The organism is Asaia bogorensis NBRC 16594 (assembly GCF_001547995.1).
Lineage (GTDB): Bacteria > Pseudomonadota > Alphaproteobacteria > Acetobacterales > Acetobacteraceae > Asaia > Asaia bogorensis.
The window spans coordinates 747,185-770,315 of sequence record NZ_AP014690.1; the positions used below are offsets into that span (position 1 = coordinate 747,185).

Sequence of the window (23,131 nt, forward strand, 5' to 3'; positions counted from 1 at the left end):
ATATTTCATTACATTCGCTCCAAGAATTCGCGTCCTGATGATGCAGCGTGACGAAGGCGCCATGCTTATGGCGTGGCTGTCCTATTACGGGCGGGTGTTTGGGTTTTCCAACCTCACGATCTTCGATAACGGGTCGCGTGACCCCTTGACCCTTCATCTGCTGACGCAGGCTGAACGATGTGGTGTCACGGTACGACGCGACTGCGATGACCCGGGTGATTTCCACGGCAAGGGTCTGCATTTCGCCGAACAGATACGCGAGTGGGACCGTGGCGCGCCTTATGACTTCGCGCTTCCCGTCGATTGCGACGAGTTTCTTGCCGTGGTGGGGAATGAGGGGCTCTCCACAGAACCTTCAGTCATCCAGCGTGAGTTTGCGTATCATCTTGGCGAGACGCGTGCCCTCCGTATTGCTACATCGCTGTTCAATGTGCCGGCGCGTAGCGGGTGGTTTGCTGTCGATACGGGATTCTACAAGGGGTTTTTGCCGTCACGCAGCGTTGGTGTCGTCGATAACGGCCAGCACAACCCGACATCGATGCGCGCACCGGGCTTTGCGCTCACACGCTTTACCTATCTGCACTGGCATAATCACGATTATGGAGAGATGCAGCGTCGCGCTCGTCTCAAGCTCTCGAATTCACTTCTCGATCCGGATGACCGACCGGCTCTGATGCGGTACGCCGCGACCCCAAATTTGCCGGGGCGTCATCTTATCGGTGTTCTTCTGGAGGATGAGCGGCATTTTCTGTCCCGGTATGACGGGTTGCTCCAGGCGTATGTTCCATGGGCGAAATCGGCGTCCTCGCTGCCAACGCATGTCGAAAATGGGCCGATCCTGTTTCAGGATGCAAGCATGACCCGCCCCTGGTCAGCCGCTGCCTATGAAGACGCCCAGCCCGACGTGCGGGGTTGGGCACCCGGCCCGTTGATGCATTATCTGCTTCACGGCTGGGCTGAGGGGCGCAGCTTCTGACTCTGTCATGAAATATTCACAGGCCTGCCATGAACAGGCTTGTTGTCTCACAGGGGCTGGAAAGCTACACGACAGACTGGCAGAAGATGCCTTTGACCTCTGTCACCGCCTTGTTTGAGCCAGGACGCAACGACCGTATGACTAGTGCTGCCGCGCCGCGGACCCAGCCTGCACCGCTCCAGGAAGCCCGGAAAACCCCGTTCTGGAAGGGCGATCGTCTCTTCCGGCTGCTGGTGGGGGCGTGCGCCCTGCTGGTGCTCGTATCGTTGGGCGGGCTTGTTCTGACCATGGCTATGGGAGGCAGCAAGGCCTTCAGCACCTTCGGTGCAGGCTTTGCCTTTCACGATGTATGGAACCCCGTCACCAATGAATACGGTGCCCTGGCTCCTGTATTCGGCACGATCGGCTCGACGCTTATCGCCATCCTGATCGGTGTGCCGCTGGCCTTCGGGGCAGCATTCTGGCTGACCAATATTGCCCCGCCCATGGTGGCCGGTGTGGTCGGGACTGCCGTGCAGCTTCTCGCCGCGGTGCCCTCGATCATCTTCGGCATGTGGGGCTTCTTCATTGTCGTGCCCTTCATGGCGCAGCATGTGCAGCCTTTCTTCCGGCATCATTTCGGCCATGTGCCTGGCATACGCTGGCTCGTGCATGGCGCACCGTTCGGTTATGGCCTGCTGACGGGCGGGCTCGTTCTGGCTGTCATGATCACACCCTTCGTGACGGCCGTGATGCGTGACGTGTTTGCGGTCATGCCGCCCATGCTCAAGGAAAGCGCCTACGGGCTGGGCGCCACACGCTGGGAGGTCATGCGCCGGGTGATCGTGCCCTGGTCGCGCGCCGGTATGATTGGTGGTGTGGTGCTCGGCATGGGGCGAGCCCTCGGTGAGACCATGGCGGTCACCTTCGTCATCGGCAATGCCAATACGATTGGCTGGTCACTGTTTGCACCACGCAATACGGTGGCCTCTCTTGTCGCGCTCGAATTCCCTGAGAGTGCGGCAGGCAGCCTCAAGCTCTCCTCGCTTCTGGCTCTGGGTTTCATCCTGATGCTGCTGTCCTTCACCACGCTTGCCATTGCACGCTGGCTGCTGCGGGAGAAACGGGCATGAGCAAGACTATGGGAGCGGGATGGCGCAAGGACCCGCGCGCTACACAGCGCCTCGTGATGGACCGTCTGGCGACTGTCATGAGTCTTGCCGCAACGGGCATACTCGTGCTGGCGCTGGTTTCCATTCTCTGGACTTTGCTCTGGAACGGTCTTGCAGGGCTGTCTCTGGCGGCATTGCTTCATCCCATGGGGCCGCCGGGCAGCAATGGCGGTCTGGCCAATGCCATTCTCGGCAGCCTGATTCAGACAGCAGTGGCGCTCATCATCGCAACACCCGTCGGTCTTGGCTGCGGGATCTATCTTTCAGAGTTCGGCAGCGGCTCGAAATTCGCGATGTCGGTGCGCTTCGTCTCCGACGTTCTGCTTTCGGCGCCGTCCATTCTGATCGGGCTGTTCGTCTATCTCGTACTTGTGGCCCCTTTCGGCCACTTCTCCGGGCTCGCCGGATCGGTGGCGCTGGCCATTCTGGCTGTGCCGATCATCGTGCGCACGACCGAGGATATGTTGCGCCTCGTGCCCGTGGCCATGCGTGAGGCTGGCTCGGCCCTTGGGGCGGCTCATTGGCGCGTTGTGCTCTTCCTGTGCCTGCGTTCGGCAGCACCGGGCGTTCTGACGGGCATCCTGCTTGCGCTTGCCCGCGTGAGCGGTGAGACCGCGCCCCTTCTTTTCACTTCGCTTGGTAACCAGAACTGGTCGTTCAGTCTCAACAAGCCCATGGCGAGCCTTCCCATCGCCATCTACCAGTATGCTGGCGCATCCTATGATGACTGGGTCCGTCTGGCTTGGACGGGAGCGCTTCTGGTGACGCTTGGCGTTCTGGGTATCAATATCATCGTGCGGTTCGGCTTCCGCAGTAAACAGTCATAAGCAAGAGGACGACACGCTCATGAGCGAAGCCCTGCAGGATTTCCCCCATACATCGTCCGCTCCGGCCACACCGGAGGCGGCTCTGGCCGTGCGCGAACTCGATTTTTACTACGGCGAGAAACAGGCCCTGAAATCCATCACGATGGATTTTCGCAAGCAGAACGTAACGGCCATGATCGGCCCTTCCGGCTGCGGCAAGTCCACGCTGCTGCGTATCTTCAACCGGATGTACGATCTGTATCCGGGGCAGAAGGCAACAGGATCGGTCCTGTTCGATGGAGCCGATATTCTCGATCCGGCGCTCGACCTGAACATGCTGCGCTCGCGTATCGGCATGGTGTTTCAGAAGCCCACCCCGTTTCCGATGTCGATCTATGACAACATCGCTTTCGGTGTGCGCCTGCATGAGAAGCTCTCGCGCACGGAAATGGATGCGCGTGTTGAGGACGTGCTGACGCGCGTGGCCTTGTGGAAGGAAGTGCGCGATCGTCTGAAAGAGCCCGCAGCGGGCATGTCGGGTGGGCAGCAGCAGCGTCTGTGCATTGCCCGCAGCATTGCGACCAAACCCGAAGTGCTATTGCTCGATGAGCCGACTTCGGCGCTGGACCCGATTTCGACCGCGCGTATCGAGGAGCTTCTTGACGAGCTCAAGCAGGATTTCACCATCGCTATCGTGACGCATAACATGCAGCAGGCGGCACGCTGCGCGGATCAGGTCGCGTTCTTCTATCTCGGCTCCCTGATCGAGATGGACAGCGCTGACCGGATGTTCACCAATCCGCGTCAGAAGCAGACTCAGGATTATATCACCGGGCGTTTCGGTTAAGTTTTCCCCAAGCGGGTAGGGATACGCAATTATGCCAGCGGACAGCCTTCACACAGTCAAGAGCTACGAGCAGGAACTGGACCGGATGCGCGCCATGATGGCGCGTATGGGCGGTATTGTCGAAAGTCAGGTTGCGCAGGCCGTAGCGGCCGTGACCGAGCACGATGAGGACGCCGCTCAGGCGGCCCCTGCGCAGGACCCGCAGGTAGATATGCTCGAGCGCGATGTCGAGGCCCTGGCGATCCGCCTTCTGGCGCTGCGCAGCCCGATGGCGGGTGATCTGCGCGAGATCGTGGCCGCTCTCAAGATCACCGGCGACCTTGAGCGTATTGGCGATTACGCTGCCTCGATCGCCCGTCGCAGTCAGCGCTTCGATCTGGTCGATCGCCAGATCTCGCTTTCGGGTCTGCGCAGCATGGGGCGACTGGTGCAGGAGAACCTGCGCCGTGTGATCGATGCCGTGACCCAGCAGGACGCCGACCGCGCAACCGAAGTCTGGCAGGCCGATCGTGAGGTGGACGAGTATTACACCGCCATGTTCCGCGAACTCGTCACCTACATGATGGAGGACCCGCGCAACATCAGCCCGTGCACCCATCTGCTGTTCATTGCCAAGAATTTTGAACGCATCGGTGATCACACCACTAATATCGCCGAGCGCGTCTATTACGCCGTGACGGGGGAGAACCTGCCTTCGGTGCGCCCGCGCGGTGGTCTGGCAGCTGGGGATGATCTGGTTTCGCGATGAGTGGCTCTCTGGTGAAAATCGTTGTGGTTGAGGATGATCCCTCCCTGCAACTCATGATCCGCTATAACCTCGATAAGCTCGGTTATGACGTCTCGGCTTTCCCCGAGGCCGAGCAGGCCTGGGAGTTCATCTCCCGCTCCCGTCCGGATGCGATGGTGCTGGACTGGATGCTGCCGGGTATGTCGGGCATCGATCTGTGCCGCCGCATCAGGGGCACAGCCTCGCTGCATGATCTGCCTGTGCTCATGCTGACGGCGCGCGCCGACGAGCAGGACAGTATTCGCGGACTCGACAGCGGTGCTGATGACTATATTGCCAAGCCCTGCAGCATCGAGGCGCTCGACGCCCGCTTGCGCGCCCTGTTGCGCCGTACGCAGCCCGTCAAGCAGAATGTCCTGAGCTTTGCCGATCTGACGCTCGATCTGCAGACCCATCGTGCCGAGCGCAATGGCCGCGCCCTGACCCTCGGCCCGACCGAATTCCGCCTGCTGGAATTTCTGATGCGTCATCCGCGCCGGGTGTTTTCACGCGAGGATCTGCTTCAGAAAGTATGGGGCTCCAACGTGCATGTGGAACTGCGCACCATCGATGTGCATATCCGCAGGTTGCGTCGGGCGCTCAATCTCGACACGGAACTCGATTACGTCAGGACCGTGCGTTCTGCCGGTTATGCCCTTGACGATCAGGCCTGAGAGACCACGACCCTGACGGCTCTGCTTGCAATCCTTCTTGGTTGTTCATGTCTCGGGTGGGGGCTTACATGGCGACAGTCACGTTTGCGCCTTGCCCGCCTGCCGCCCCCTGTCGCGCTGGTGAACACCCAGCCGGGGGAGGCGCCCAAGGCCCCGGTCTTTTGCGAACTTCTGCCTATTCCCGCTGTGTTGCTTGGCGCAGGCGGGCGCATTTTTCATGCCAATCGTGTGGCACATGCTGTCTTTGGTGATGCGCTCGGGGCAGTCATCCGGCACCCTGCGGTGCAATCTGTTCTTGCAACGTTGACCCCCGAAACGGGTGTCGTCACGCGTGTCGAACTTGACGTGCCGGTGCGTCGGATCGTGCAGGTGACCTTTCGGAAATGGCCGGAGCGCTTTGCTAGCGCCATAGGCTGGGAAGAGGGCGTGCTCGCTGTTCTGGAAGACTGTTCGGAGTTCGAGGTCGTGGATCGGATGCGCGCCGATTTCGTGGCCTATGCGAGCCATGAACTGCGCACCCCTCTGGCATCGCTCATCGGGTTCATCGAAACGCTTCAGGGTCCTGCGGCCGATGATCCTGCGGCACAGCAGCAATTTCTGGCGATCATGGCGGCGCAGGCTGCGCGTATGGAGCGGCTGATCGAGCGCCTGCTTTATCTGTCGCGTGTTCAGCGCCTCGAACATATGCGGCCTCATGACATGGTGTCCGCACAGGACCTTATGGATCGCCTGCTGGAAGACAGTCAGATCCTGATACGGTCATCCGATGCCAGACTGATCCTCCTGCCGACCGAAGATGACCTTTTCTTCCCGGCTGATGAGGACCAGATCGTTCAGGTGTTGCTCAATCTGGTTGAAAACGCTCTCAAATATGGCGGCCCCGCCATCGAGATACGGGTCGGGATCACCGCAGAGAACGGTAAGGGTATCGAGATTACCGTTGCGGATAATGGCCGCGGTGTGGATAGCCAGCATGTGCCACGCCTGACCGAGCGCTTCTATCGTGTCGAGGGGCGCGCCACCGCCTCTCAGTCGGGTACAGGGCTCGGGCTGGCAATCGTCAAGCATATCGTGGATCGGCATGGCGGCCGCCTGCGTATCGAGAGCGCACCGGGCAAGGGCATGACCTGCCGCATCTGGCTGCCCCGAACGAGCTGAGCGGCAACGAGCTGGTTTAGGCCCGGTCAGGTTCACGGTGAAGGGCGGAAAATCTGGCGCAATGGCTGAGGCTGCTCGGTTCAGATACCGGAAAGCGCGTCGTTGGCAGGGGCGAGGGGAGGCGATCTCGAAACCTCACCGGGGCACGGCACCGCGATACGGGTTCCTCATTAACTGATGCGGGCGAGCCGCGAGGTGAGGCCTGCCTTCCTCTAGGGTAGAAAGGCAGGGGGCGTCTGCGCCATCATAAACGGCCTTGCGGCCGCGATCTCAGAACCAACCGCGCGGATTGCGCATCGGTGCTTCGTCAACTAGCGCGACGATGGGGCGGATGACCCGGACCAGCCACCAGACAAAAAGCAGACCAAGCAGGACATAACCGATCATCACGAGGCAGAGCAGCCCTGCCACGATGGCCCCCAGGAGCCCGAGCCAGAATGTGCGGATGGCGTAGATGAAATGGCTCTCATAGATCGTCCCCACCGCGTCACCGCGTTTGAGATAGGCAACAATCACACCGGGTATGCTGGTGATGCCGAAAAAGAACGAGGCGATGAAAAGGATATGAACGATCCAGGCCCAGCGTCTTGCACGGTCGCTTCGGGGCGAAGCAGGCCAGGTTTGTGTAAAGCTCGGTTGCATGGAAGGAGTCGCTCCTGAAATCCTGTCGGGCCGATGCGGTATTAGGCCTGTTGGCGGGATATGGTATCGTATCATCAGCCCGCTCGTTCAGGCTATCCTGAAGAGCAACATTGTGGTTACAGAAAATCGATCGGTGTCATGATTTCGCTTTCTCGCTCCCTTCTGCTTTTCGGTCTGGCAGCCGTCATTTCCGCTCCCGCCGCACACGCCCAGAGCGTGACCGGTGCCGGGTCGAGTTTTGCAGCACCGCTTTATGAAAGCTGGGGCGAAATCGCCAAGGCAAAGGCGGGGCTCGGGGTGAATTATCAGAGCGTGGGTTCGGGCGCGGGGCTCAATCAGGTCGTGGCCGGTACGGTCGATTTCGGCGCGTCGGACAAACCGGCAGCGACTGCCCTGCTCGATGCCCATCACCTTTACCAGTTTCCCACGGCGCTTGGGGCGATTGTGGTCATCGTGAATGTTCCCGGTATCCCGGCCGGGGCGCTGCAACTCGATGGGTCGACCCTAGCTGCCCTTTATGACGGGCGCATCACCGAATGGAATGACCCGAAAATCCAGGCACAGAATCCCGGGCTGAATTTGCCAGATGCGGATGTGGCACCGATCCATCGAGCCGACGCCTCGGGAACGAGCTTCGTCTTTACCTCCTATCTCTCCCATGTCTCGCCTGAATGGAAAGCTCATATTGGCGCGGGAACCTCTGTGGCATGGCGTGATGGCGCAGGCGCTCGGGGCAATGATGGTGTTGCGGCCAGCGTCAAGGAGACCGTGGGGGGGATCGGATATGTGGAATATGCCTATGCCAGCCACAACCACATTCCAATGGCGCGTATGAAAAGCCATGACGGGGCCTATGTCACGGCCTCGCCTAAAAGCTTCATGGCCGCCGCTTCGCAGGCCGACTGGGCCCATGCCAGCCACCATGTGGTGGATTTGCTCGACAGTGCGGGTGACAATGCTTGGCCGATCATGAGCGCGACCTACGCCATCGTGCCGATTGGGGTGAAGCCGGAGACGAAGCGTTTCTTCGAGATCGGCCTGCGCGAGGGTGAGCAGGAAGCGCGAAAGCTCGACTTCATCACTGTGCCCGAGGCGGTGCGCGACGATATTCTGGCTGGCTGGCCGCACTGAACCCGGCTGCCGGAACGTTGCACGAGCCGACACGACTGGCGCGGATTTCCTGAAAGGGTCTCTCTGACGCCTGATAGGGCCGGGGGCTGAAAGTTCCCTTGCCAGGCAGTAGCAAAGTCTTGATAGGCCATGGCATTTCCAAGCGTCACGGGCGGTCTATTCTGGCTCAGATCCTTCCGATGCCGGTAAGTAATACCCGGTTTCGGAACGGCACCAGAGATTCTGCGGGAATGATTCTATGCCTTTGCCTTCCTTTCTTTTTGTCTGCACGGGCAATATTTGCCGCTCTCCCCTTGCCGAGGCGGCCATGCGCGCCGAGGCGGCCCGTCGGGGTTTGACTCTGGATATTGACTCGGCGGCGACCGGTGTCTGGCATGTGGGCGAAGCCCCGGACAGCCGTGCGCGGCGCGTTGCCAAGAAACACGGGCTCGATATCGATACCTATGTCGCAAGGCAGGTCCAGGAAGACGATTTCACGCGTTTCGATCATATCATCGCGCTCGATTTAGGGCATTTGCGTGCCCTGCGTCGCCTTGCCCCGGAGGCGGAACAGGAGCGTATCCGCCTGCTGATGGATTATGTGCCAGAGCGCGCTGGTGAGGAAATCTCTGATCCTTTCTATGGCAAGGACATCGATTTCGAGACAGCGTGGCAGGAAATTGCTCTAGGCTGCGCGCATCTGGCCAGTTTCACGCTGGATTCCTGAAAAGGGGCTCCCCTGATGTCCGCTCACCCCCCTCAACAGGCCTCGTCCCGATTTGCGCAGATTGCGGCCCTGGTCGGGGAAGAGGGGGCCTTCGAGGTGCGATCCCTCGGTGGGGGCGATCTGTCAGACATCTGGCAGCTCGATTTCGCGTCCGGGCGTCGTGTCATCGTCAAGAATGGCCCTCATGTCGCCACTGAGGCGGCCATGCTCGATGCGCTGCCTGCATGAGGTGAAGCAGCCTCCGCGTTATGGGTGGGACGAGGATTACGCTTTCGGCACGGTGCCTATCATTAATGACTGGACGCTCGACTGGCGTGATTTCTGGCGGGATTGCCGGTTAAGGCCCTTCCTCGATAGCCTCCCCAGGGAAGTGGCGGCACGGGTCAATCACCTGTCGCAAACTCTCGATCGTTTTCTGCCCTCGGCCCCGCGCCCCACACTCTTGCATGGTGATCTCTGGACCGGCAATTTCATCACCTCGCCCGCGCCTGAGGGCGGGATATGCGCCGTATTGATCGATCCTGCCTGTTATATCGGCGATGCGAGTGCGGATTTCGCCATACTGACGCTTTTTGCGACGCCGCCAGAGGCGTTTTGGCGCAGTTACGGTCCGTTGCCGGAGGGGTATGAACGCAGCATCAATGTCTATCGTCTCTGGCCTGCACTGGTGCATTACCGTCTGTTCGGGGCCACCTATCTGGGTCTTGTACAGAGCCTGCTCGATACATTGGAGCTTTGAGGCCGCTGACTAAGCGCAGGCGGTAGAGTTTTAAACCTTCGCTGATTCACAGGTGCTGTTCTCCGGGCATGAGCAGATCCATGACCGATGGCGTCCAGCCCAAGGCACGGGCGGCGAGGAGCGCAGCGCTTGCTGCAGTCAGCTCTGGCTCGCGGACGATCCTGAAAGGCTGCGATCCAAGTTGGCGCTTGATGGCTACCCAGCCGGGCGCACGCGACCATCCGCCCGACAGATAGAAGTCGGGTTGCGTGGTCCCGACATCGGGCTGAGCAGGATTTGCCTGCCATGATGCGGCACGGAGCTGGTTGATTCTCTCAATTGCGGTTTCTCCGGCACGCGCCAGCGCGCCCACAACAGCAGAGGCCCGGGAGAGGGGGGCGAGCGGCGCATCGTCTGTAAAGGCGGGGGTATGTCCCCCATGAGAGCCGGGAATGAAACAGCCGCTCTCCAGGAATGAATCCGGCTTGCTGGCACCAGAGAACAATGCCGCAATCATTGCGCCGGTCGCGCTGTCCCGAGACGCCCAGGCGAGGTTGCGGGCGAGCTCTTCTACGCAAAGCAGCGCTGCGCCCTGCGACAGGATGCCCGGTGCGACATCGATGCCTGCCGGGAAGGGCACAGGATACGGCGCGTTCTGCGTGACGACGACTTCCGCTGTACCCATGGAATCTAGAATGGCCGCAGGGCTCAGCTGTGTGATGCCCCATCCGCCTATCGGGTGATCGTGCCCCCCTGCCACTACGAGGGCGTCGGGGGCGAAAACCGGATTCGCCGAGCCCGTGCGGGTGACGGGGCCGACAACATGCCCCGTCCGGACGACAGGGGGCAGGAGACCGCGTTTACCAAGGGTGGCTGTCACGCGGGCGTCGTCCCATGCGCCGGATTGTGGGAGGTAGGCCGCTGTGCGGGCGGCCAGTGAGTCACTCATGAAAGCAGACTGGCACCACTGGGCCGCTGCGTAATCCGACAGGGCCAGCCAGGCATAGGCACGCTCATGCCCTTCCTGTCTGGCCGCCCAGTACCAGCCTGTCAGGGTGCGAAACGGATCAGGGTCGATTCCTGTCAGGGGTGAGGGCGCCAGCGAAGGAGACAACATCTCGAAAAGCGCCTGTCGCTCGGGGGCAAACCAGGGAAGAGCGGCAGAGAGCGGCCGTAGCCGTGCGTCCACAAGCGTGCCATCCTCGCCAATGCCTGCCGTGCTGATGGCCCGTATGCGGTAACGGCTGCCACACAGCCTGTTCAGCAGGCCACTCACCTCGCTAAACAGACATGTGGCATCAATCATCTGGTCGTCGGGGCGTCTGGGTGTGGGAACCGAGGCGCGGCCCACGACCATCCCCTCAGGGGTGATGATGATGGCTTTGAGATTGGTGCTGCCGATATCGATACCGGCAGCCACTTGATCGAAACCCATGACGATCTTTCCGTCGCTGGAAGGCCATCCACGCTACCGCGATACACTCAGTCGGCAAAGCGCACTGAGCGGCTCAGGGCATCGAGCTGCCCGAGCAGATCAACGGCAGTCTTTTCGTCGCGCTGCCAGATATTGCGCCCGACGATGACGCCGCGTGCGCCCGCACGTATCGTCTGATCAACGGCATCGAGCGTATCAGCCGGGCTGCCAGCAAGAGGGCCGCCGGCTATGACGAGGGGAACGCGCAGTTCCTCGACCAGTCGCCTGGTACGGGCTTCGCCGGGGAAGGCGATCTTGATCACATGCGCGCCAAGGTCATAGGCGATACGGGCGATCTTCTCCTCTTCGATGATGACCTCTTCCGTGCGGGGGGCACCGATCAGGACAGGTTCGAGCACCAGCGGGATATCCCACCGGTCGCAGGCAGAAATCACCTTGCCGACACGATGGCAGAGCGCCACGCGTTCCCTGTTCGACATGTTCCACGGGAAGAGCATCTTTACGGCGTCGACGCCCATCCGGACGGCGTCCTCAACGGTGGTGATCAGGTCATGCGAGCCGGCGCCATCGAGTTGACGATAATCGTAATAGGTATCGATGGTCAGAACGCGCGTGAGCTCGGGATGTGCTGCAAAGAAGCTCTCGGTCTGGCGCACCTGCCCCGGCGTGAGCATGAAACCCGTTACCCCTTTGCCTGCCCAGCGAGCGAAAGGCGATGAGGGTGTTTCGAGGCCTTCGATGCGGTCGAAAATCAGACCATGATCGACAGGCATGATGATGGCAGCGCGATGGCTCGGCAAAGTGCGGCGCAGGCGATAGGTCATGGACATGAACAAGAACTCCGTTGGGATCTCTCCGGAACGAGGAGAGATAGGATAGTCAGGAGATGTACGGTCTGTACGTACAATAACTGACTATCTTGCAGAAAACCCGTCAACCCTATCCTATGGTCATTCAACCTTCGTCACGGTGTGTAGGCAGAGAAAACAACGGTAAATCTGGGCTGAGCGCAGCTATCACAAAACGATGATCGAGCGGACTGTACGTACAGACAGACTCGATACGACTATGGCGCTATGGGTTTTTTACCCTGCCGTCGTTCCGGCGTCGGGATTGCGTCTACCTAGAGGATTCTCCATGCGCGCACTTGTATTCGATGGACAGGGTGGAATGTCATTGCAGAGCAGGGCAGAGCCCTCTCTTGGCGATGATTCCGTGCTTATAGCGCCGTCACGTGTCGGTATTTGCGGCACCGATCTGCATCTTCTGACCGGCGATTATCCTCTCGGCCGTTTTCCACGCATAGCCGGCCATGAATTCGCGGGCCGGGTTGTTGCTGTCGGGGCCACGGTCTCGTGCTTTGCGCCGGGGGATCGGGTATGCGTCGATCCCAATATCAGCTGCGGTCAATGCGCGATGTGCCGTGCCGGCGCGCCCAATCTGTGCAGCCATCTCGTGCCGGTGGGCGTCACGATTGACGGGGCCTTTGCCGAGCGTGTCGCCGTACCTGAAAAGATCGTGCACAGATTGCCGGCTCATCTCGATATGGCGTCGGGTGCGCTGATCGAGCCGCTTGCCTGCGTTGTCCACGCATTGGAGCGTGAGCCCGACCTGCGAGGTGGATCGGTCCTGATCTATGGCGCGGGGAGCATTGGATTGATGGCAATCGCTCTCGCCCGGCATCATGGGGCTGCGCGTGTCGAGGTGGTCGAGCCGAGTGCCACGCGCCGCGATGCGGCACTCGATCTGGGGGCGGATGGCGTGTTTGCGCCGGGCGCGCGGCGTATTGCGCGTGATATCGGTTTCGTCATCGAAGCGAGCGGCCATCCTCTGGCTGTAGCGGACGCTCTGGAACAACTTGCACCAAGGGGCGTGCTGATCCAGATGGGCGTCTGTTCTCCCGAGGCGACCATTGCGTTTCATCCGTTCGACCTGTTCGATCGGGAACTGACAATCATCGGTTCGCAATCCCTGTCAGGAGCCTATGAGCGGGCGATCGGCATTACGGCTGCGCTGCCTGATCTTGCAAAGAAGATCGTCAGTCATGTGTATGATCTGGAGGAGGCGCCCGAGGCTTTCGCGATGGCGCGTTCCGAAACAGCAAGAAAAGTGCAGATCCGCTGCGATGCAGCCGGGATCTGAGGGCACACGGGAAAGGCGGCGGCTGTCAGCAGGATCGTGGCGTGCTAGTAAGGTCGGAAGCCGTGTCCTCGCTGAGGGAAGGAAGACGATCCGAGCATGAAGAAGCCTGAGATGCCCTCGCGTACAGCTGCCTCTGCACCTGCCTCGGCGGGTGACGGGCAGGCCGGTTTCATCATCGATCGTCTGTCAACGACTCCTTACTATGCCCAGCTTGCCGACCATCTGGAGGCTGAAATCCGCAAGGGGGTGCGCAAACCCGGCGCCCGCCTCGCCAGCGAGAACGAGTTGTGCACGCGTTACGATCTCTCGCGTGCAACCGTTCGGCAGACCCTGCAGACGCTCGAAAGCCGGGGGCTTGTCGAGCGCATTGCCGGACGAGGGGCCTTTGTCAGTGCAGGTGATGCCGTGCAGGGCTGGATGATCCAGGGACGCAAGGGCTTCCTCGAAACAGCGCTTGGTCATGGGCATCTCGATGTGACGACAGCGGTGCTGAGGGCAGGGGTTGTGACCCTGCCTGATACGATCTGCGCGCTGCTCGACATTCCTGCGGCGAGCGAAGGCTTCGAACTGGTGCGTCTCCGTTCCCTGCGGGGGCTGCCGGCGCTGTACAGCATCAATTACAGCCCGCCGGACCTGATGGATGTGATTGGGCGGGGGCAGGATGTTCTAGAGGGGCGTTCGTCCCTCAGCGCCCTTCTGACAGAGGCAGGCTTTGCCCTTCAGGGGGCGCATCGTTCAATCGTCGCTATGGCCGCGCCGCGCGATATTGCGGCGCATCTGGACATACGGACGGGCTCACCCCTGTTGCGGGTGCGCTCGGTGTCCTGGCGCCGCGATAACATGCGATTTGATGTGTATGAGGCCTGGGTACGCAGCGACCTTATACCGCTTGAAGTGGATGTCAGCGCCATCTGAGCGCGACTCATTGACCCACTTCTTCGCTTCTGCCCCCTGTCCCGTTCACGGGGATGACCCGGGATGGAACAGGGGGGTGAGTTTTCAGGCTGATGCCGCCAGGGCTTTGAAGAGCACAGCGATGGCCTCGGCACCGGGGTCGGGGATATTGGCCAGCTGCTCGGGCGGGATATAGGAAGCGCGGCCGGCACGCGCTTTCATGCTTCGTGTCGCGTCGGCCCCCTTGCGCGCTGCGACCGCCGCCTGCGCGAGTGACTGACCGGATTGCAACGCAGCGATGGCGGGAAGAAGCGCATCGAGCATGGTGCGGTCACCTGGCTTCGCGCCGCCATAGGCCTGCATGCGCGCGGCGCCGTTATGCAAACCTTCGCGCCAGTTTTCATCATGCCCCGCTGTGGTCATGAGAATGGACAGCAGAACGCCGCTCGACCCACCGCTGTGACGGGCCAGAAGGCGTCCGATTGTGGCCATGAGCGCCTGCGGCGAGGCGAGGGGAAGGCGGTCGATGGCGCGCAGAACCTGTCGCGCGGCCTCGGCAAATGTCGAGCCTGCATCACCATCACCGCATTTGGCATCGAGCGTATTGAGGGCGGCTTCGTGCCCGATCAGCGCGTTTGCGCCGCTAGTGATGAGGTGCCTGAGCAACGGATTGTCAGAGGGCGCATCCGTAAACGTTTCGGGCAGCGCGGGCACAGGCAGGGTCGCGACCGGGCCGAAAGCGGCCAGATCGGGCCATGCGTGAGGCTCGGCTGGTGCAGCAAGCGCCTCGATAAAGGCGGGTTCTGCAGGGAGCGTCGTCAGGGAGAAGCCGTTCATGTCGAGCGCCGTCATGACCGGGGATGGACCGGCAATCCATGCTGTCCGGGCGGCCAGTGACGTGCGGGAGAAACCGTCAAGCAGTGCAAGAGCTTCAAGGGGCGGCACACTGCCCAGCATGTTGAGAAGGACAATCTGCCTGGTCGTGCCGTTGGCATCGCTCTCTGGCAGGGATGACAGGAGCCGGTCCGCTGCGAGCGCAACCAGTTTGTCGAGAGGGGCCATCGGAATACGTTCGACGCCAGCTTCGCCGTGAATGCCGAGCCCGAGTTCGGCCTCGTTTTCGCCAAGGCGGGGCGGCTGGTCGGGCGTATAGACATTGCAGTCGCTCAGGGCGAGGCCGATGGAACGAAGCGCACCCGCAGCATTGCGCGCCTGCGCGGCGACCTCTGCAAGCGGGCGGCCAGTCTCGGCAGCGTAGCCAGCGATCTTGTGAACCAGAACGGTGCCGGCAATGCCGCGTGCCTTGGCCGTGTGGCCAAGGGCAATGTCGTCGCCTACGATGACGAGTTCGACATCAAGCCCGAGCGCCTTTGCCTGTTCGGCTGCGATGCCGAAATTGAGCCGGTCTCCAGTATAGTTCTTGACGATAAGAAGGCATCCGGCCGGACCGGTCACGGCGCGTATGGCCGCAAGAATGGCATCGACACCCGGCGAGGCGAAAAGCTGACCGCAAACCGCTGCCGTGAGCATGCCTTTTCCCACAAAGCCAGCATGGGCGGGCTCATGTCCAGAACCACCGCCAGAAATGATGGCCACGCGATCTATCGCCCAGTTTTTGCGCAGGACGACATGGATATCGTCGGCACCTTCAAGCCGACACAGATGGCTTCCCGCTGAGGAGCGCAGCAGCCCCTCAATGCCTTCGGCTACGATTGTGTCACGGGAGTTGAAAAAGCGCTTCATGGACGAACTCCGCCTTGATCGCGGGGCTGTGGCGGCCCCTGTTATCGCTCGGTTGGGTCAGGCTAGAATCGTCAACGGTCGGAGGACATGACATTTCTATGTGAAAAGAGACACATTGATGTGACGTTGATCGCATTCCTGCGAGATCGGGCGTGATTTAACCGCATGCGGGTGGCAGGGATCGCGCCTCTGCGTTGCTGTTCGGGCGGTATGGGTCCTTTGGCCGCATCGGATCAGTGCCAACGACCCCTTTGTTATCTTTCAGGCTCAACAGGTTGTGAAGAAGTGCCGACTGCCGCACTCGGTCACCTGAATATGGGCAATGACTTGACACAACCGGTGCGCTGCCGTGCATTTCCGAATTGTTGCATCCGGTTCGGAGGCTGATCGAAACGATTGGCAGAGGTCCGGGAATTCGTTACGATTAGACAAGAATTTTCGTCAACAGGGTCAGGATTACAGAGTTTTGGACATTCCATCCAAGTCGCATCTTCATCCCCCGCCGCAAGTCGACGAGGGCTATCATAAGGATCTCGGGCGCCGTCAGGTCCAGATGATCGCCATCGGCGGGGCTATCGGCACGGGGCTTTTCCTTGGTGCCGGCTCGCGGTTACAGCAGGCGGGCCCGGCTCTCGCGCTCGATTACCTCGTTTGCGGTATGTTCTGCTTTCTCATCCTTCGCGCGCTTGGCGAACTGGTGATGTACCGCCCCAGCGCTGGCAGCTTCGTTTCCTATGCCCGTGAGTTTCTGGGCGAGAAGGCAGCCTATGCGGCCGGGTGGCTCTCCTTTCTGAACTGGGCCATGACCGGTATCGTCGATATTACGGCTGTTGCGCTTTACATGCATTTCTGGGGCACATTCGAGCACGTGCCACAATGGGTGTTTGCGCTGGTGGCGTTGGGCATTGTCGGCACCATGAACATGATTGGTGTGCGCTATTTTGGCGAGCTGGAGTTCTGGTTCTCGCTTATCAAGGTCATCGCGCTCGCCCTTTTCCTGATTTTCGGTTGCGTCGTTCTAGGCCTCAAGATGCCGGTGGCAGGCACTGTGCCCGGTTTTCATCTGATCTCCGAGAATGGTGGCATCTTCCCCCACGGCATCATGCCGGCCCTGTTCCTGATGCAGGGCGTCGTGTTCGCCTATTCGGCCATCGAACTGGTGGGAACGGCGGCAGGTGAGTGCGCCAACCCGCGTGAAATCATTCCGCGTGCCATCAACAGCGTGATCTGGCGTATCGGCCTGTTCTATGTCGGGTCAGTGATTCTGCTGGTCTGTCTGCTGCCCTGGAATGCCTACCACAAGGGCGTCAGCCCGTTTGTGACCTTCTTCCAGGCCCTTGGCGTGCCTCATGTCGATACGGTCATGAACATCGTGGTGCTCACCGCGGCCCTGTCGAGCCTGAATTCGGGCCTGTACTCGACCGGGCGTATTCTGCGTGCCCTTGCCATGGGGGGCTCGGCGCCGCGCGCCCTGGCGCGGATGAACAAGCAGTCGGTCCCTTATGTCGGGATTCTGACAACCGTTGCGGTCTATCTGGTTGGGGTGGGTCTCAACTATCTCATTCCATCCCGCGTGTTCGAGATTGTGCTCAATGTGGCAGCTCTGGGTATCATCAGCACCTGGAGCTTCATTCTGATCTGCCAGATACGCCTGCGCCAGCTGGTTAATCGTGGCGAGGTCGAAAGCGCCGGGTTCCGTATGCCGGGTGCGCCGTTCACTTCGTGGCTGACGCTGGGTTTTCTCGGCTTTGTGGTTGTCATGATGGGTCTGGATTATCCCGAGGGCACCTATACGGTGTTTGCCATTCCGTTCATTGCGGTGCTTCTCGCCGGTGGCTGGGGATTGATCCTCCTGAGCCGCAAGAAAGCCTGACCAAACAAGACGGCCTGCTCAGTCCCGTCGGGGCTGGGCAGGTTCTGCCGGCAACTGCCCTTCCCATTTGGCCACCACAGCCGTCGCCAGGGAGTTGCCGACGACATTCGTGGCCGAACGGCCCATATCCAGAAAAGTATCGACGCCAAGGATCAGCAGAACGCCCTCTTCAGGGAGTTTGAACTGGCTGAGCGTTGCCGCGATCACGACCAGTGACGCGCGGGGAATGCCTGCAACGCCCTTGCTGGTCAGCATAAGGGTAAGCAGCATGATGATCTGCGTGCTCCAGGGCAGGCTGATATCATAGGCCTGAGCAATGAAGATGCTGGCGAAGGTGCAGTACATCATCGTGCCGTCGAGATTGAACGAGTAGCCCAGCGGCAGGACGAATGACGAGATGCGGCGTGAAATGGGAAACCGCGAAAGCTGGTCGAGCATCAGCGGATAGGCGGCTTCCGAGCTTGCTGTCGAAAAGGCCAGAAGGAACGGCTCGCGCATGAGTCGGATCAGACGGCGCGCCGGACGGCCGAGAATGGCGAAGGCCGCTGCAATCAGGGAGCACCAGAGCAGGAAGAGCGCGATATAGAACTCGCCCATGAACTTGCCGTAATTGATGAGCACGCCAAGGCCATTGGTGGTGATGGTCGCAGCCATGGCGCAGAACACGGCCAGCGGGGCCAGGAGCATCACATAGCCCGTTACCTTGAGGATGATCTGTGACAGGCTCTCTGTCCACTCCATGATCACCCTGGCCTTCTCAGGCATGGAGGCGCAGGCGACGCCGAAAAAGACCGAGAACACGACAATCTGCAGGATCTCGTTATCCGTCATGGCGCGGAAGACGGAATCCGGAACGATGTGTTTGACGAAGCTGTCGAGCGACATGCCATCGGTGGCGATGGGGGATGTTGTGATGCCGTGTAGGCGATGCATCCCGACACCGGGGCCAAAAAGATTGACCAGAATCATGCCGAGCGTCAGCGAAAACAGCGAGGCCAGCACGAACCAGATCATGGCCTTTGCGCCAACACGACCAACCGAAGCCGCGTCCGACATATGACCAATACCCACCACGAGGGTGGAGAAAACCAGCGGGGCGATGATCATCTTGATCAGGCGCAGAAAGACTGTCGAGCCGATGGAGATGTAATGGGCGAAATGCTGCTGCTGCACGGAATCGGCGATCCAGGCATGGGCGAGGCCACCCACCGTAATGCCAAGCAGCATCGCGATGATGATGAGTGTGGTCATGCTCATGCGCTTCATTGGGGCAGCTCCAAAACGGCGGGGAAGCCCGGGTCTAGGCCATAACACCCTGTCATATCAAATCTGGAACAGTCACCCCGGGTCATGAGCGCCATGCAAGACCCTGTCGGCTGGTGTCGATGTTGCGACGCAATGCGATCCTGCGTCGTCTTGCGGCGTTGTCGCGCGATATGATCTCGGTCATATGATTCGCATCGCATGCAGCGATGGCAGGGTCTGGTATGGGCAGCTTCGTGTGCCATGCCAGCTCGAGATGCCTGACCTTGCGGCGTTCCGGGGGAAAAGAAGCGTGATTCAGAGTGCTATTGCGGTGATACTTGGCCTGATTATCGGCCTGTTTTCCCTTATTGTGTCGATCATTGCCGTTATTGAGGAGGCCGCCCGCAGAGGGTTGCAGGCACTTGGTGTCCCGCATCAGGTGCAGACGTCGCTACTGGCGCTGCTGCTGCTGCTGCTGGTTGTTGTCTCCTTCCGTCTGTTCGGGAAGCTGTTCGGTTTGCTGATTGCGATTGTGCTGCTGGCCCTGCTTTTGCATGCCCTGTTCGCGCCGGAAATGACGGGCGTCACGATCTAGGGCCTGAAGGTGAAAATTGGGCACTTACATGTGTACGGGCTTCCCTTGTGCCAACTTGGGACGTGAGCAGCCGGAGCAGGAGAGCGCGACGCGGGTTTGGCCCGGGAATAGGGCTACAAGAGAGTCTGACCCGCAGAGGAGGCCGGGTAGGGGCTGTGCAAGGTCGGTCTTGTTGCGTGATTGCGATGGTGTCCGCGGCGGGATTCGAACCCACGGCCCCAGGATTCATACCACTTCGGCTTTCACCGCCGGCGCACAGAGCGCACCGTTCGTGGTCTGGACTGTCTCTTCACCATAGCCCGGACAACCGGACGACAGGCGCTGCCCGTACAGTCTCTACACCTCCATGCTACCTTGCGGACGCATATTTGGCTCGGGATTGGCACGGCTAGACACCAGAGCGTTCCCCGAATTTGAGCAGATCCACCATGATGTTTCCAAGCATGGCGCCCAATTTTAGGAATCCTGTGCTCTATCCTGCTGAGCTACGCGGACCATCGTTTCCATTCTAGTTCTGCTCCGCGAAGCAGGCAAGAGGGCGGGTTTCAATTTTTTCTGTACCCTGTGATCGGTTGCAATACTCGCAAGTCATTCTAAGATTGCTTTTGTTAGTAAGTCCGTATGTGTGCGCGCATGGAGAAGATTAAACTCTTTTATGCTGGCATGTTGAAAGATTTACTTTAGTTCTTTCCCTAAGGGCACCAGCGGCAGTCACGTTCTCGGCATATTCGTTTTCCTTCAACTACGCGCGATGCCGAGTGGAGAATACGTTTCGTAAAAAAACCGAGATAGGGATGTGATATAAGGCTCTGAGAAAAGAAAGCGTGAAGTAATGTTCGATCTGGCCCTTCGTGGTGTTGCAAAAACCGATTCCACTCTGCTGCGTCTGCGACTGATTGGTCGTATGGAAGCAACGACGTTGACGGGTGAAAGCGTGCTTCCTGTAGGCGGGAAGACGAAGGGATTACTTGCCATTCTTGCGCTATCCGATCGCAAGCCTGTTGCACGCTCTCATCTTGCCGAACTGTTGTGGAGCCGTCGTCCGGACGATCTCGCCCGCGCATCGCTGCGTCAGGAGATTCATCGTCTGCTTGACGCCCTCAGTCCGCTGGGTGTCGACGTCATCGATGTTCAGCGCCACACGCTTGCGCTCAAGCCTGCCCTGACGTCGGTCGACGTGGAGCGTATACTCAATGGTGGCAAATCCATCCTGCGTGAGTTGCCGCCACCGAGTGAAGTGCTGCTTGGCGAGCTTAATGGCATCGACCCGGCGTTCAATGAATGGATCGAGGGGCAGCGTACGCGCCTTAACCGTCATATCTACCAGCTTTTTGAAAGCGCATTGCGCACGCAGGTCGATCCTGACGCCATTCTCGACACGGCTGACCATCTGCTGGTCCGTGACGGGCTGAATGAGGCAGCGTGGCGCGCACGCATCCAAGCCTGGGTGACGAAGGGCGAATATGCGCAGGCTGCGGCGCTTGGCGATCAGGTTGTACAGCTTTTCCAGGACCAGCTGGGCACCGTTCCCGGCCCCGCAACAATGGGGCTCGTGCGTAGTCTGCAGGAGCGGATTGCCTTTGATTCCTATGCCAAAGCGCATCACGGTGGTTCAGTCGAGATGGACCCGGCGCTTGTCCATACGGATATGCAGGCCGAAGGTGGGAAGATTTTCCCACCCGTGAATGGCGATGTCGCCTTTCTTGCCTCGCCGGTCTCTACCCGTACGCTGGGCTCCATTGCCGTCGCACCGCTCAAGGCGGTTGGCGGTGCCCATGCCGAGACGCTCGCGGCTGAGCTGACCGAGCGCCTGGAAGTCAAGCTGGTTGGGTTGCAGACCTTCACGGTCGTGCCTTTCCCTGAAACGCCGCAGGCTGACACTGGTCCATTGTTGGGCAATACGCACAATCCCGGTACCGATTATGTGATTTCGGGTCTGGTGCGCGCGAACACGGAACACGGCGAGAGCAGCGAAGGGTATGTGATCATCCGCCTTCTCAGTCTGCGGCAGGAAGGCAGCGTTGTATGGGCCGATCGGTTCGAATTGCCCAAGGATACGCGGGCCCAGCGTGCATTGCTTTTCTATGTCATGAAGTCGCTGCAATGGTCGCTGTTTGTTTCGGAAGGGCAGCGCATGATGTCGCGCCCGATTGCCGAGCTTTCAGCTTTCCAGATGGCCGTGCGCGCCCTGACGCTTCTTCTGCGCTGTGATGTCACCTTGTCCACCGAGCTGCGTGATCTGGTCGAGCGCGCCTATCAGTCCGACCAGGAATCGGTCTTCGTGCTGTATGTGCGCTCGCTGATCCGCTTTTTCCTTTATCAGGAGAACTGGTCTTCTTCGTCGCAGGAAGAGATCGAGGATATTGCCTCGGCGGCAGGCTATGTTGCCATTCAGCTGCGGGCTAATCCGCTTGGCGTATGGTTGTCGATGATGACACGTACCTTCACGCCCGGTCAGCTTGATGAAGCAAAGGCGCTCACGGCAGAATATACCGGCGCTGCCGGTGTGTTTCCTGCCATTGCCATCTCGCCGTCCATTCATGCGCTCAAGGCCGCTCAGGCTCTGTTGTCCGAAGAGAAAGCGGTCGCGCTTGAGGAAATCCAGCAATTCCGGGCCTTGCGGGCCTCACAGCCTCTGGCCGTTCTCTCGGAGCCGTTCAGCATTTTCGTGCTCGAGGCGTCGGGCAATAACGAGGAAGCCCGTCAGGCTGGTGCAGCGTTCGTAAGCCTTTATCCCCGCAGTGCGGCGGGAGTGCTCTACTATCTCGTGGCGCTGGCCTCACACGGCATGGGCGAGGAAACAGAACGCGTCAAACGCCATCTCCTGCGTCTCGTCCCTGATGTCACCATCTCTGGCGTGCTCTCCCGCCATGATTTTCTGCCAGAATCGATGAAGCTCTGGCTGCGCGAAATGCTCACCCGTGTGAGCCTCCCGCAAGGATAAATTGTTGCCCCGCTTGGCGGGACCGGGCGGGCGCGATATGAACCGATGTTGAAGCCGGACGCGGGTACCGCGATCGGGGATTTCGACACGCGGCCAGTGCCAGTCTAATAGGGACAACATGACACCTCGTTTGCAGCCGATCGCCCCTCTCAACGCGCCCACAAAGGCGTTGTCATTCAAGGGACGGTTCCTCCCCGTTCTGCCGCTTTGCGCCCTTATGGCGCTGAGCGCCTGTGGTGGTGGGCGTGATCCCGACAGCCTGACACAGCCCCGCAACCATCTGCTTGGCGTCGACCGTGGCGCGACCGGTGGAGACGACCAGCTTCAGGGTGGGGTCAATGCCTATCTCTGGCGTGGTGCTATCGACACCCTGTCGTTCATGCCGTTCGCTTCTGCCGATGCCAATGGCGGCGTGATCCTGACGGACTGGTACCAGCCGCCTGCCAGCACCAATGAGCGCTTCAAGATCGCTGCCTATATCCTTGATCGCCGTCTGCGTTCGGATGCGTTGCGCGTTTCCGTGTTCCGTCAGGAAAAGCAGGGAAGCGAATGGGTTGATACCCCCGTTGCGGCCAATACCACGTCAGACATTACCACGCGTATTCTAGCCCGTGCGCGCCAGCTTCGTGCCGATAATGGCAACCGGGACTGATACCCCCGCTCTGAAGATCACGTGACACGAACA

At 60.2% G+C, this 23,131-nt stretch carries 22 protein-coding genes; 17 read left to right on the plus strand and 5 right to left on the minus strand.

The annotated features are described in order from the left end of the window. Positions 1 to 37 precede the first annotated feature (37 nt). The 7 genes from Asbog_RS03330 (at position 38) to Asbog_RS03360 (ending at position 6,378) form a co-directional block, all read left to right on the plus strand. Positions 38 to 976 carry a glycosyltransferase family 2 protein gene (locus Asbog_RS03330; protein WP_062164084.1) on the plus strand — a complete coding sequence of 313 codons (939 nt, stop codon included), beginning with the start codon at positions 38 to 40 and terminating at the stop codon, positions 974 to 976. 137 nt (positions 977 to 1,113) lie between these two features. After that, entirely contained in the window at positions 1,114 to 2,088 is a 975-nt protein-coding gene (gene pstC, locus Asbog_RS03335; RefSeq protein ID WP_023979060.1) for a phosphate ABC transporter permease subunit PstC, read from the plus strand. Next, complete coding sequence (gene pstA, locus Asbog_RS03340; RefSeq protein ID WP_062164085.1) at positions 2,085 to 2,954, plus strand: phosphate ABC transporter permease PstA; 870 nt, start codon at positions 2,085 to 2,087, stop codon at positions 2,952 to 2,954. The genes pstC and pstA overlap by 4 nt, the downstream gene beginning before the upstream one ends. Before the next feature lie 19 nt (positions 2,955 to 2,973). After that, entirely contained in the window at positions 2,974 to 3,780 is an 807-nt protein-coding gene (gene pstB / locus Asbog_RS03345) for a phosphate ABC transporter ATP-binding protein PstB (RefSeq protein ID WP_062164086.1), read from the plus strand. A gap of 31 nt (positions 3,781 to 3,811) precedes the next feature. Then, on the plus strand, positions 3,812 to 4,528 hold the full coding sequence (gene phoU, locus Asbog_RS03350; RefSeq protein ID WP_023979057.1) for a phosphate signaling complex protein PhoU: 717 nt from the start codon (positions 3,812 to 3,814) through the stop codon (positions 4,526 to 4,528). Next, on the plus strand, positions 4,525 to 5,220 hold the full coding sequence (phoB, locus tag Asbog_RS03355; RefSeq protein ID WP_023979056.1) for a phosphate regulon transcriptional regulator PhoB: 696 nt from the start codon (positions 4,525 to 4,527) through the stop codon (positions 5,218 to 5,220). The genes phoU and phoB overlap by 4 nt, the downstream gene beginning before the upstream one ends. An 84-nt stretch (positions 5,221 to 5,304) precedes the next feature. Then, positions 5,305 to 6,378, plus strand: a complete 1,074-nt coding sequence (locus tag Asbog_RS03360; protein ID WP_062164087.1) for a sensor histidine kinase — start codon at positions 5,305 to 5,307, stop codon at positions 6,376 to 6,378. Between the two features lie 270 nt (positions 6,379 to 6,648). On the opposite strand, the gene Asbog_RS03365 is transcribed toward Asbog_RS03360, so the two are convergent. Then, on the minus strand, positions 6,649 to 7,020 hold the full coding sequence (locus Asbog_RS03365; RefSeq protein WP_062164088.1) for a DUF4870 family protein: 372 nt from the start codon (positions 7,018 to 7,020) through the stop codon (positions 6,649 to 6,651). Between the two features lie 138 nt (positions 7,021 to 7,158). Here Asbog_RS03365 and pstS point away from each other — a divergent pair, with 138 nt between their 5' ends. The 4 genes from pstS (at position 7,159) to Asbog_RS03385 (ending at position 9,596) form a co-directional block, all read left to right on the plus strand. Then, on the plus strand, positions 7,159 to 8,151 hold the full coding sequence (gene pstS / locus Asbog_RS03370) for a phosphate ABC transporter substrate-binding protein PstS (RefSeq protein WP_062164089.1): 993 nt from the start codon (positions 7,159 to 7,161) through the stop codon (positions 8,149 to 8,151). Between the two features lie 238 nt (positions 8,152 to 8,389). Next, the gene (locus tag Asbog_RS03375) at positions 8,390 to 8,857 is read left to right on the plus strand and encodes a low molecular weight protein-tyrosine-phosphatase (RefSeq protein ID WP_062164090.1); all 468 of its coding nucleotides are present in this window, start codon (positions 8,390 to 8,392) and stop codon (positions 8,855 to 8,857) included. Between the two features lie 15 nt (positions 8,858 to 8,872). Further along, the gene (locus tag Asbog_RS14620; RefSeq protein WP_062164091.1) at positions 8,873 to 9,085 is read left to right on the plus strand and encodes a hypothetical protein; all 213 of its coding nucleotides are present in this window, start codon (positions 8,873 to 8,875) and stop codon (positions 9,083 to 9,085) included. Continuing rightward, positions 9,069 to 9,596, plus strand: a complete 528-nt coding sequence (locus Asbog_RS03385) for a fructosamine kinase family protein (protein WP_062164092.1) — start codon at positions 9,069 to 9,071, stop codon at positions 9,594 to 9,596. Before Asbog_RS14620 ends, Asbog_RS03385 begins: the two co-directional genes overlap by 17 nt. Positions 9,597 to 9,642: 46 nt before the next feature. On the opposite strand, the gene Asbog_RS03390 is transcribed toward Asbog_RS03385, so the two are convergent. Both Asbog_RS03390 and Asbog_RS03395 read right to left on the minus strand, forming a co-directional pair. Further along, positions 9,643 to 11,010 (minus strand): FGGY family carbohydrate kinase, encoded by a 1,368-nt coding sequence (locus Asbog_RS03390; RefSeq protein ID WP_062164093.1) that lies wholly within the window; start codon positions 11,008 to 11,010, stop codon positions 9,643 to 9,645. Positions 11,011 to 11,057: 47 nt separating this feature from the next. Continuing rightward, positions 11,058 to 11,840 carry a class I fructose-bisphosphate aldolase gene (locus Asbog_RS03395; RefSeq protein ID WP_062164094.1) on the minus strand — a complete coding sequence of 261 codons (783 nt, stop codon included), beginning with the start codon at positions 11,838 to 11,840 and terminating at the stop codon, positions 11,058 to 11,060. Positions 11,841 to 12,147: 307 nt separating this feature from the next. Here Asbog_RS03395 and Asbog_RS03400 point away from each other — a divergent pair, with 307 nt between their 5' ends. Both Asbog_RS03400 and Asbog_RS03405 read left to right on the plus strand, forming a co-directional pair. After that, positions 12,148 to 13,152, plus strand: coding sequence for an alcohol dehydrogenase catalytic domain-containing protein (locus Asbog_RS03400; RefSeq protein WP_062164095.1), 1,005 nt, complete (start codon positions 12,148 to 12,150; stop codon positions 13,150 to 13,152). Between the two features lie 96 nt (positions 13,153 to 13,248). Continuing rightward, positions 13,249 to 14,067: a GntR family transcriptional regulator gene (locus Asbog_RS03405; RefSeq protein ID WP_062164096.1), complete on the plus strand. Its 819-nt coding sequence runs from the start codon at positions 13,249 to 13,251 to the stop codon at positions 14,065 to 14,067. Positions 14,068 to 14,151: 84 nt separating this feature from the next. Here Asbog_RS03405 and Asbog_RS03410 read toward each other — a convergent pair whose 3' ends face one another. Then, the gene (locus Asbog_RS03410; protein ID WP_062164097.1) at positions 14,152 to 15,789 is read right to left on the minus strand and encodes a dihydroxyacetone kinase subunit DhaK; all 1,638 of its coding nucleotides are present in this window, start codon (positions 15,787 to 15,789) and stop codon (positions 14,152 to 14,154) included. A gap of 466 nt (positions 15,790 to 16,255) precedes the next feature. Here Asbog_RS03410 and Asbog_RS03415 point away from each other — a divergent pair, with 466 nt between their 5' ends. Next, positions 16,256 to 17,662 (plus strand): amino acid permease, encoded by a 1,407-nt coding sequence (locus Asbog_RS03415; protein WP_062164098.1) that lies wholly within the window; start codon positions 16,256 to 16,258, stop codon positions 17,660 to 17,662. 18 nt (positions 17,663 to 17,680) lie between these two features. On the opposite strand, the gene Asbog_RS03420 is transcribed toward Asbog_RS03415, so the two are convergent. Beyond that, entirely contained in the window at positions 17,681 to 18,913 is a 1,233-nt protein-coding gene (locus tag Asbog_RS03420; protein WP_231944649.1) for a dicarboxylate/amino acid:cation symporter, read from the minus strand. Between the two features lie 304 nt (positions 18,914 to 19,217). On the opposite strand from Asbog_RS03420, the gene Asbog_RS03425 reads away from it, so the two are divergent. The 3 genes from Asbog_RS03425 (at position 19,218) to Asbog_RS03435 (ending at position 23,098) form a co-directional block, all read left to right on the plus strand. Then, positions 19,218 to 19,502, plus strand: a complete 285-nt coding sequence (locus tag Asbog_RS03425) for a hypothetical protein (RefSeq protein WP_146926470.1) — start codon at positions 19,218 to 19,220, stop codon at positions 19,500 to 19,502. Between the two features lie 832 nt (positions 19,503 to 20,334). Next, the gene (locus tag Asbog_RS03430) at positions 20,335 to 22,446 is read left to right on the plus strand and encodes a BTAD domain-containing putative transcriptional regulator (protein WP_062164101.1); all 2,112 of its coding nucleotides are present in this window, start codon (positions 20,335 to 20,337) and stop codon (positions 22,444 to 22,446) included. 118 nt (positions 22,447 to 22,564) lie between these two features. Next, on the plus strand, positions 22,565 to 23,098 hold the full coding sequence (locus Asbog_RS03435; RefSeq protein WP_062164102.1) for a DUF3576 domain-containing protein: 534 nt from the start codon (positions 22,565 to 22,567) through the stop codon (positions 23,096 to 23,098). Positions 23,099 to 23,131 lie beyond the last annotated feature (33 nt).

Coding starts and splice junctions, on each gene's coding strand:
- Asbog_RS03330 (WP_062164084.1), top strand. CDS start 38: ATGATGCAGCGTGACGAAGGCGCCATGCTTATGGCGTGGCTGTCCTAT.
- pstC (WP_023979060.1), top strand. CDS start 1,114: ATGACTAGTGCTGCCGCGCCGCGGACCCAGCCTGCACCGCTCCAGGAA.
- pstA (WP_062164085.1), top strand. CDS start 2,085: ATGAGCAAGACTATGGGAGCGGGATGGCGCAAGGACCCGCGCGCTACA.
- pstB (WP_062164086.1), top strand. CDS start 2,974: ATGAGCGAAGCCCTGCAGGATTTCCCCCATACATCGTCCGCTCCGGCC.
- phoU (WP_023979057.1), top strand. CDS start 3,812: ATGCCAGCGGACAGCCTTCACACAGTCAAGAGCTACGAGCAGGAACTG.
- phoB (WP_023979056.1), top strand. CDS start 4,525: ATGAGTGGCTCTCTGGTGAAAATCGTTGTGGTTGAGGATGATCCCTCC.
- Asbog_RS03365 (WP_062164088.1), bottom strand. CDS start 7,020: ATGCAACCGAGCTTTACACAAACCTGGCCTGCTTCGCCCCGAAGCGAC.
- pstS (WP_062164089.1), top strand. CDS start 7,159: ATGATTTCGCTTTCTCGCTCCCTTCTGCTTTTCGGTCTGGCAGCCGTC.
- Asbog_RS03375 (WP_062164090.1), top strand. CDS start 8,390: ATGCCTTTGCCTTCCTTTCTTTTTGTCTGCACGGGCAATATTTGCCGC.
- Asbog_RS14620 (WP_062164091.1), top strand. CDS start 8,873: ATGTCCGCTCACCCCCCTCAACAGGCCTCGTCCCGATTTGCGCAGATT.
- Asbog_RS03385 (WP_062164092.1), top strand. CDS start 9,069: ATGCGCTGCCTGCATGAGGTGAAGCAGCCTCCGCGTTATGGGTGGGAC.
- Asbog_RS03390 (WP_062164093.1), bottom strand. CDS start 11,010: ATGGGTTTCGATCAAGTGGCTGCCGGTATCGATATCGGCAGCACCAAT.
- Asbog_RS03395 (WP_062164094.1), bottom strand. CDS start 11,840: ATGTCCATGACCTATCGCCTGCGCCGCACTTTGCCGAGCCATCGCGCT.
- Asbog_RS03400 (WP_062164095.1), top strand. CDS start 12,148: ATGCGCGCACTTGTATTCGATGGACAGGGTGGAATGTCATTGCAGAGC.
- Asbog_RS03405 (WP_062164096.1), top strand. CDS start 13,249: ATGAAGAAGCCTGAGATGCCCTCGCGTACAGCTGCCTCTGCACCTGCC.
- Asbog_RS03410 (WP_062164097.1), bottom strand. CDS start 15,789: ATGAAGCGCTTTTTCAACTCCCGTGACACAATCGTAGCCGAAGGCATT.
- Asbog_RS03420 (WP_231944649.1), bottom strand. CDS start 18,913: ATGACCACACTCATCATCATCGCGATGCTGCTTGGCATTACGGTGGGT.
- Asbog_RS03430 (WP_062164101.1), top strand. CDS start 20,335: ATGTTCGATCTGGCCCTTCGTGGTGTTGCAAAAACCGATTCCACTCTG.
- Asbog_RS03435 (WP_062164102.1), top strand. CDS start 22,565: ATGACACCTCGTTTGCAGCCGATCGCCCCTCTCAACGCGCCCACAAAG.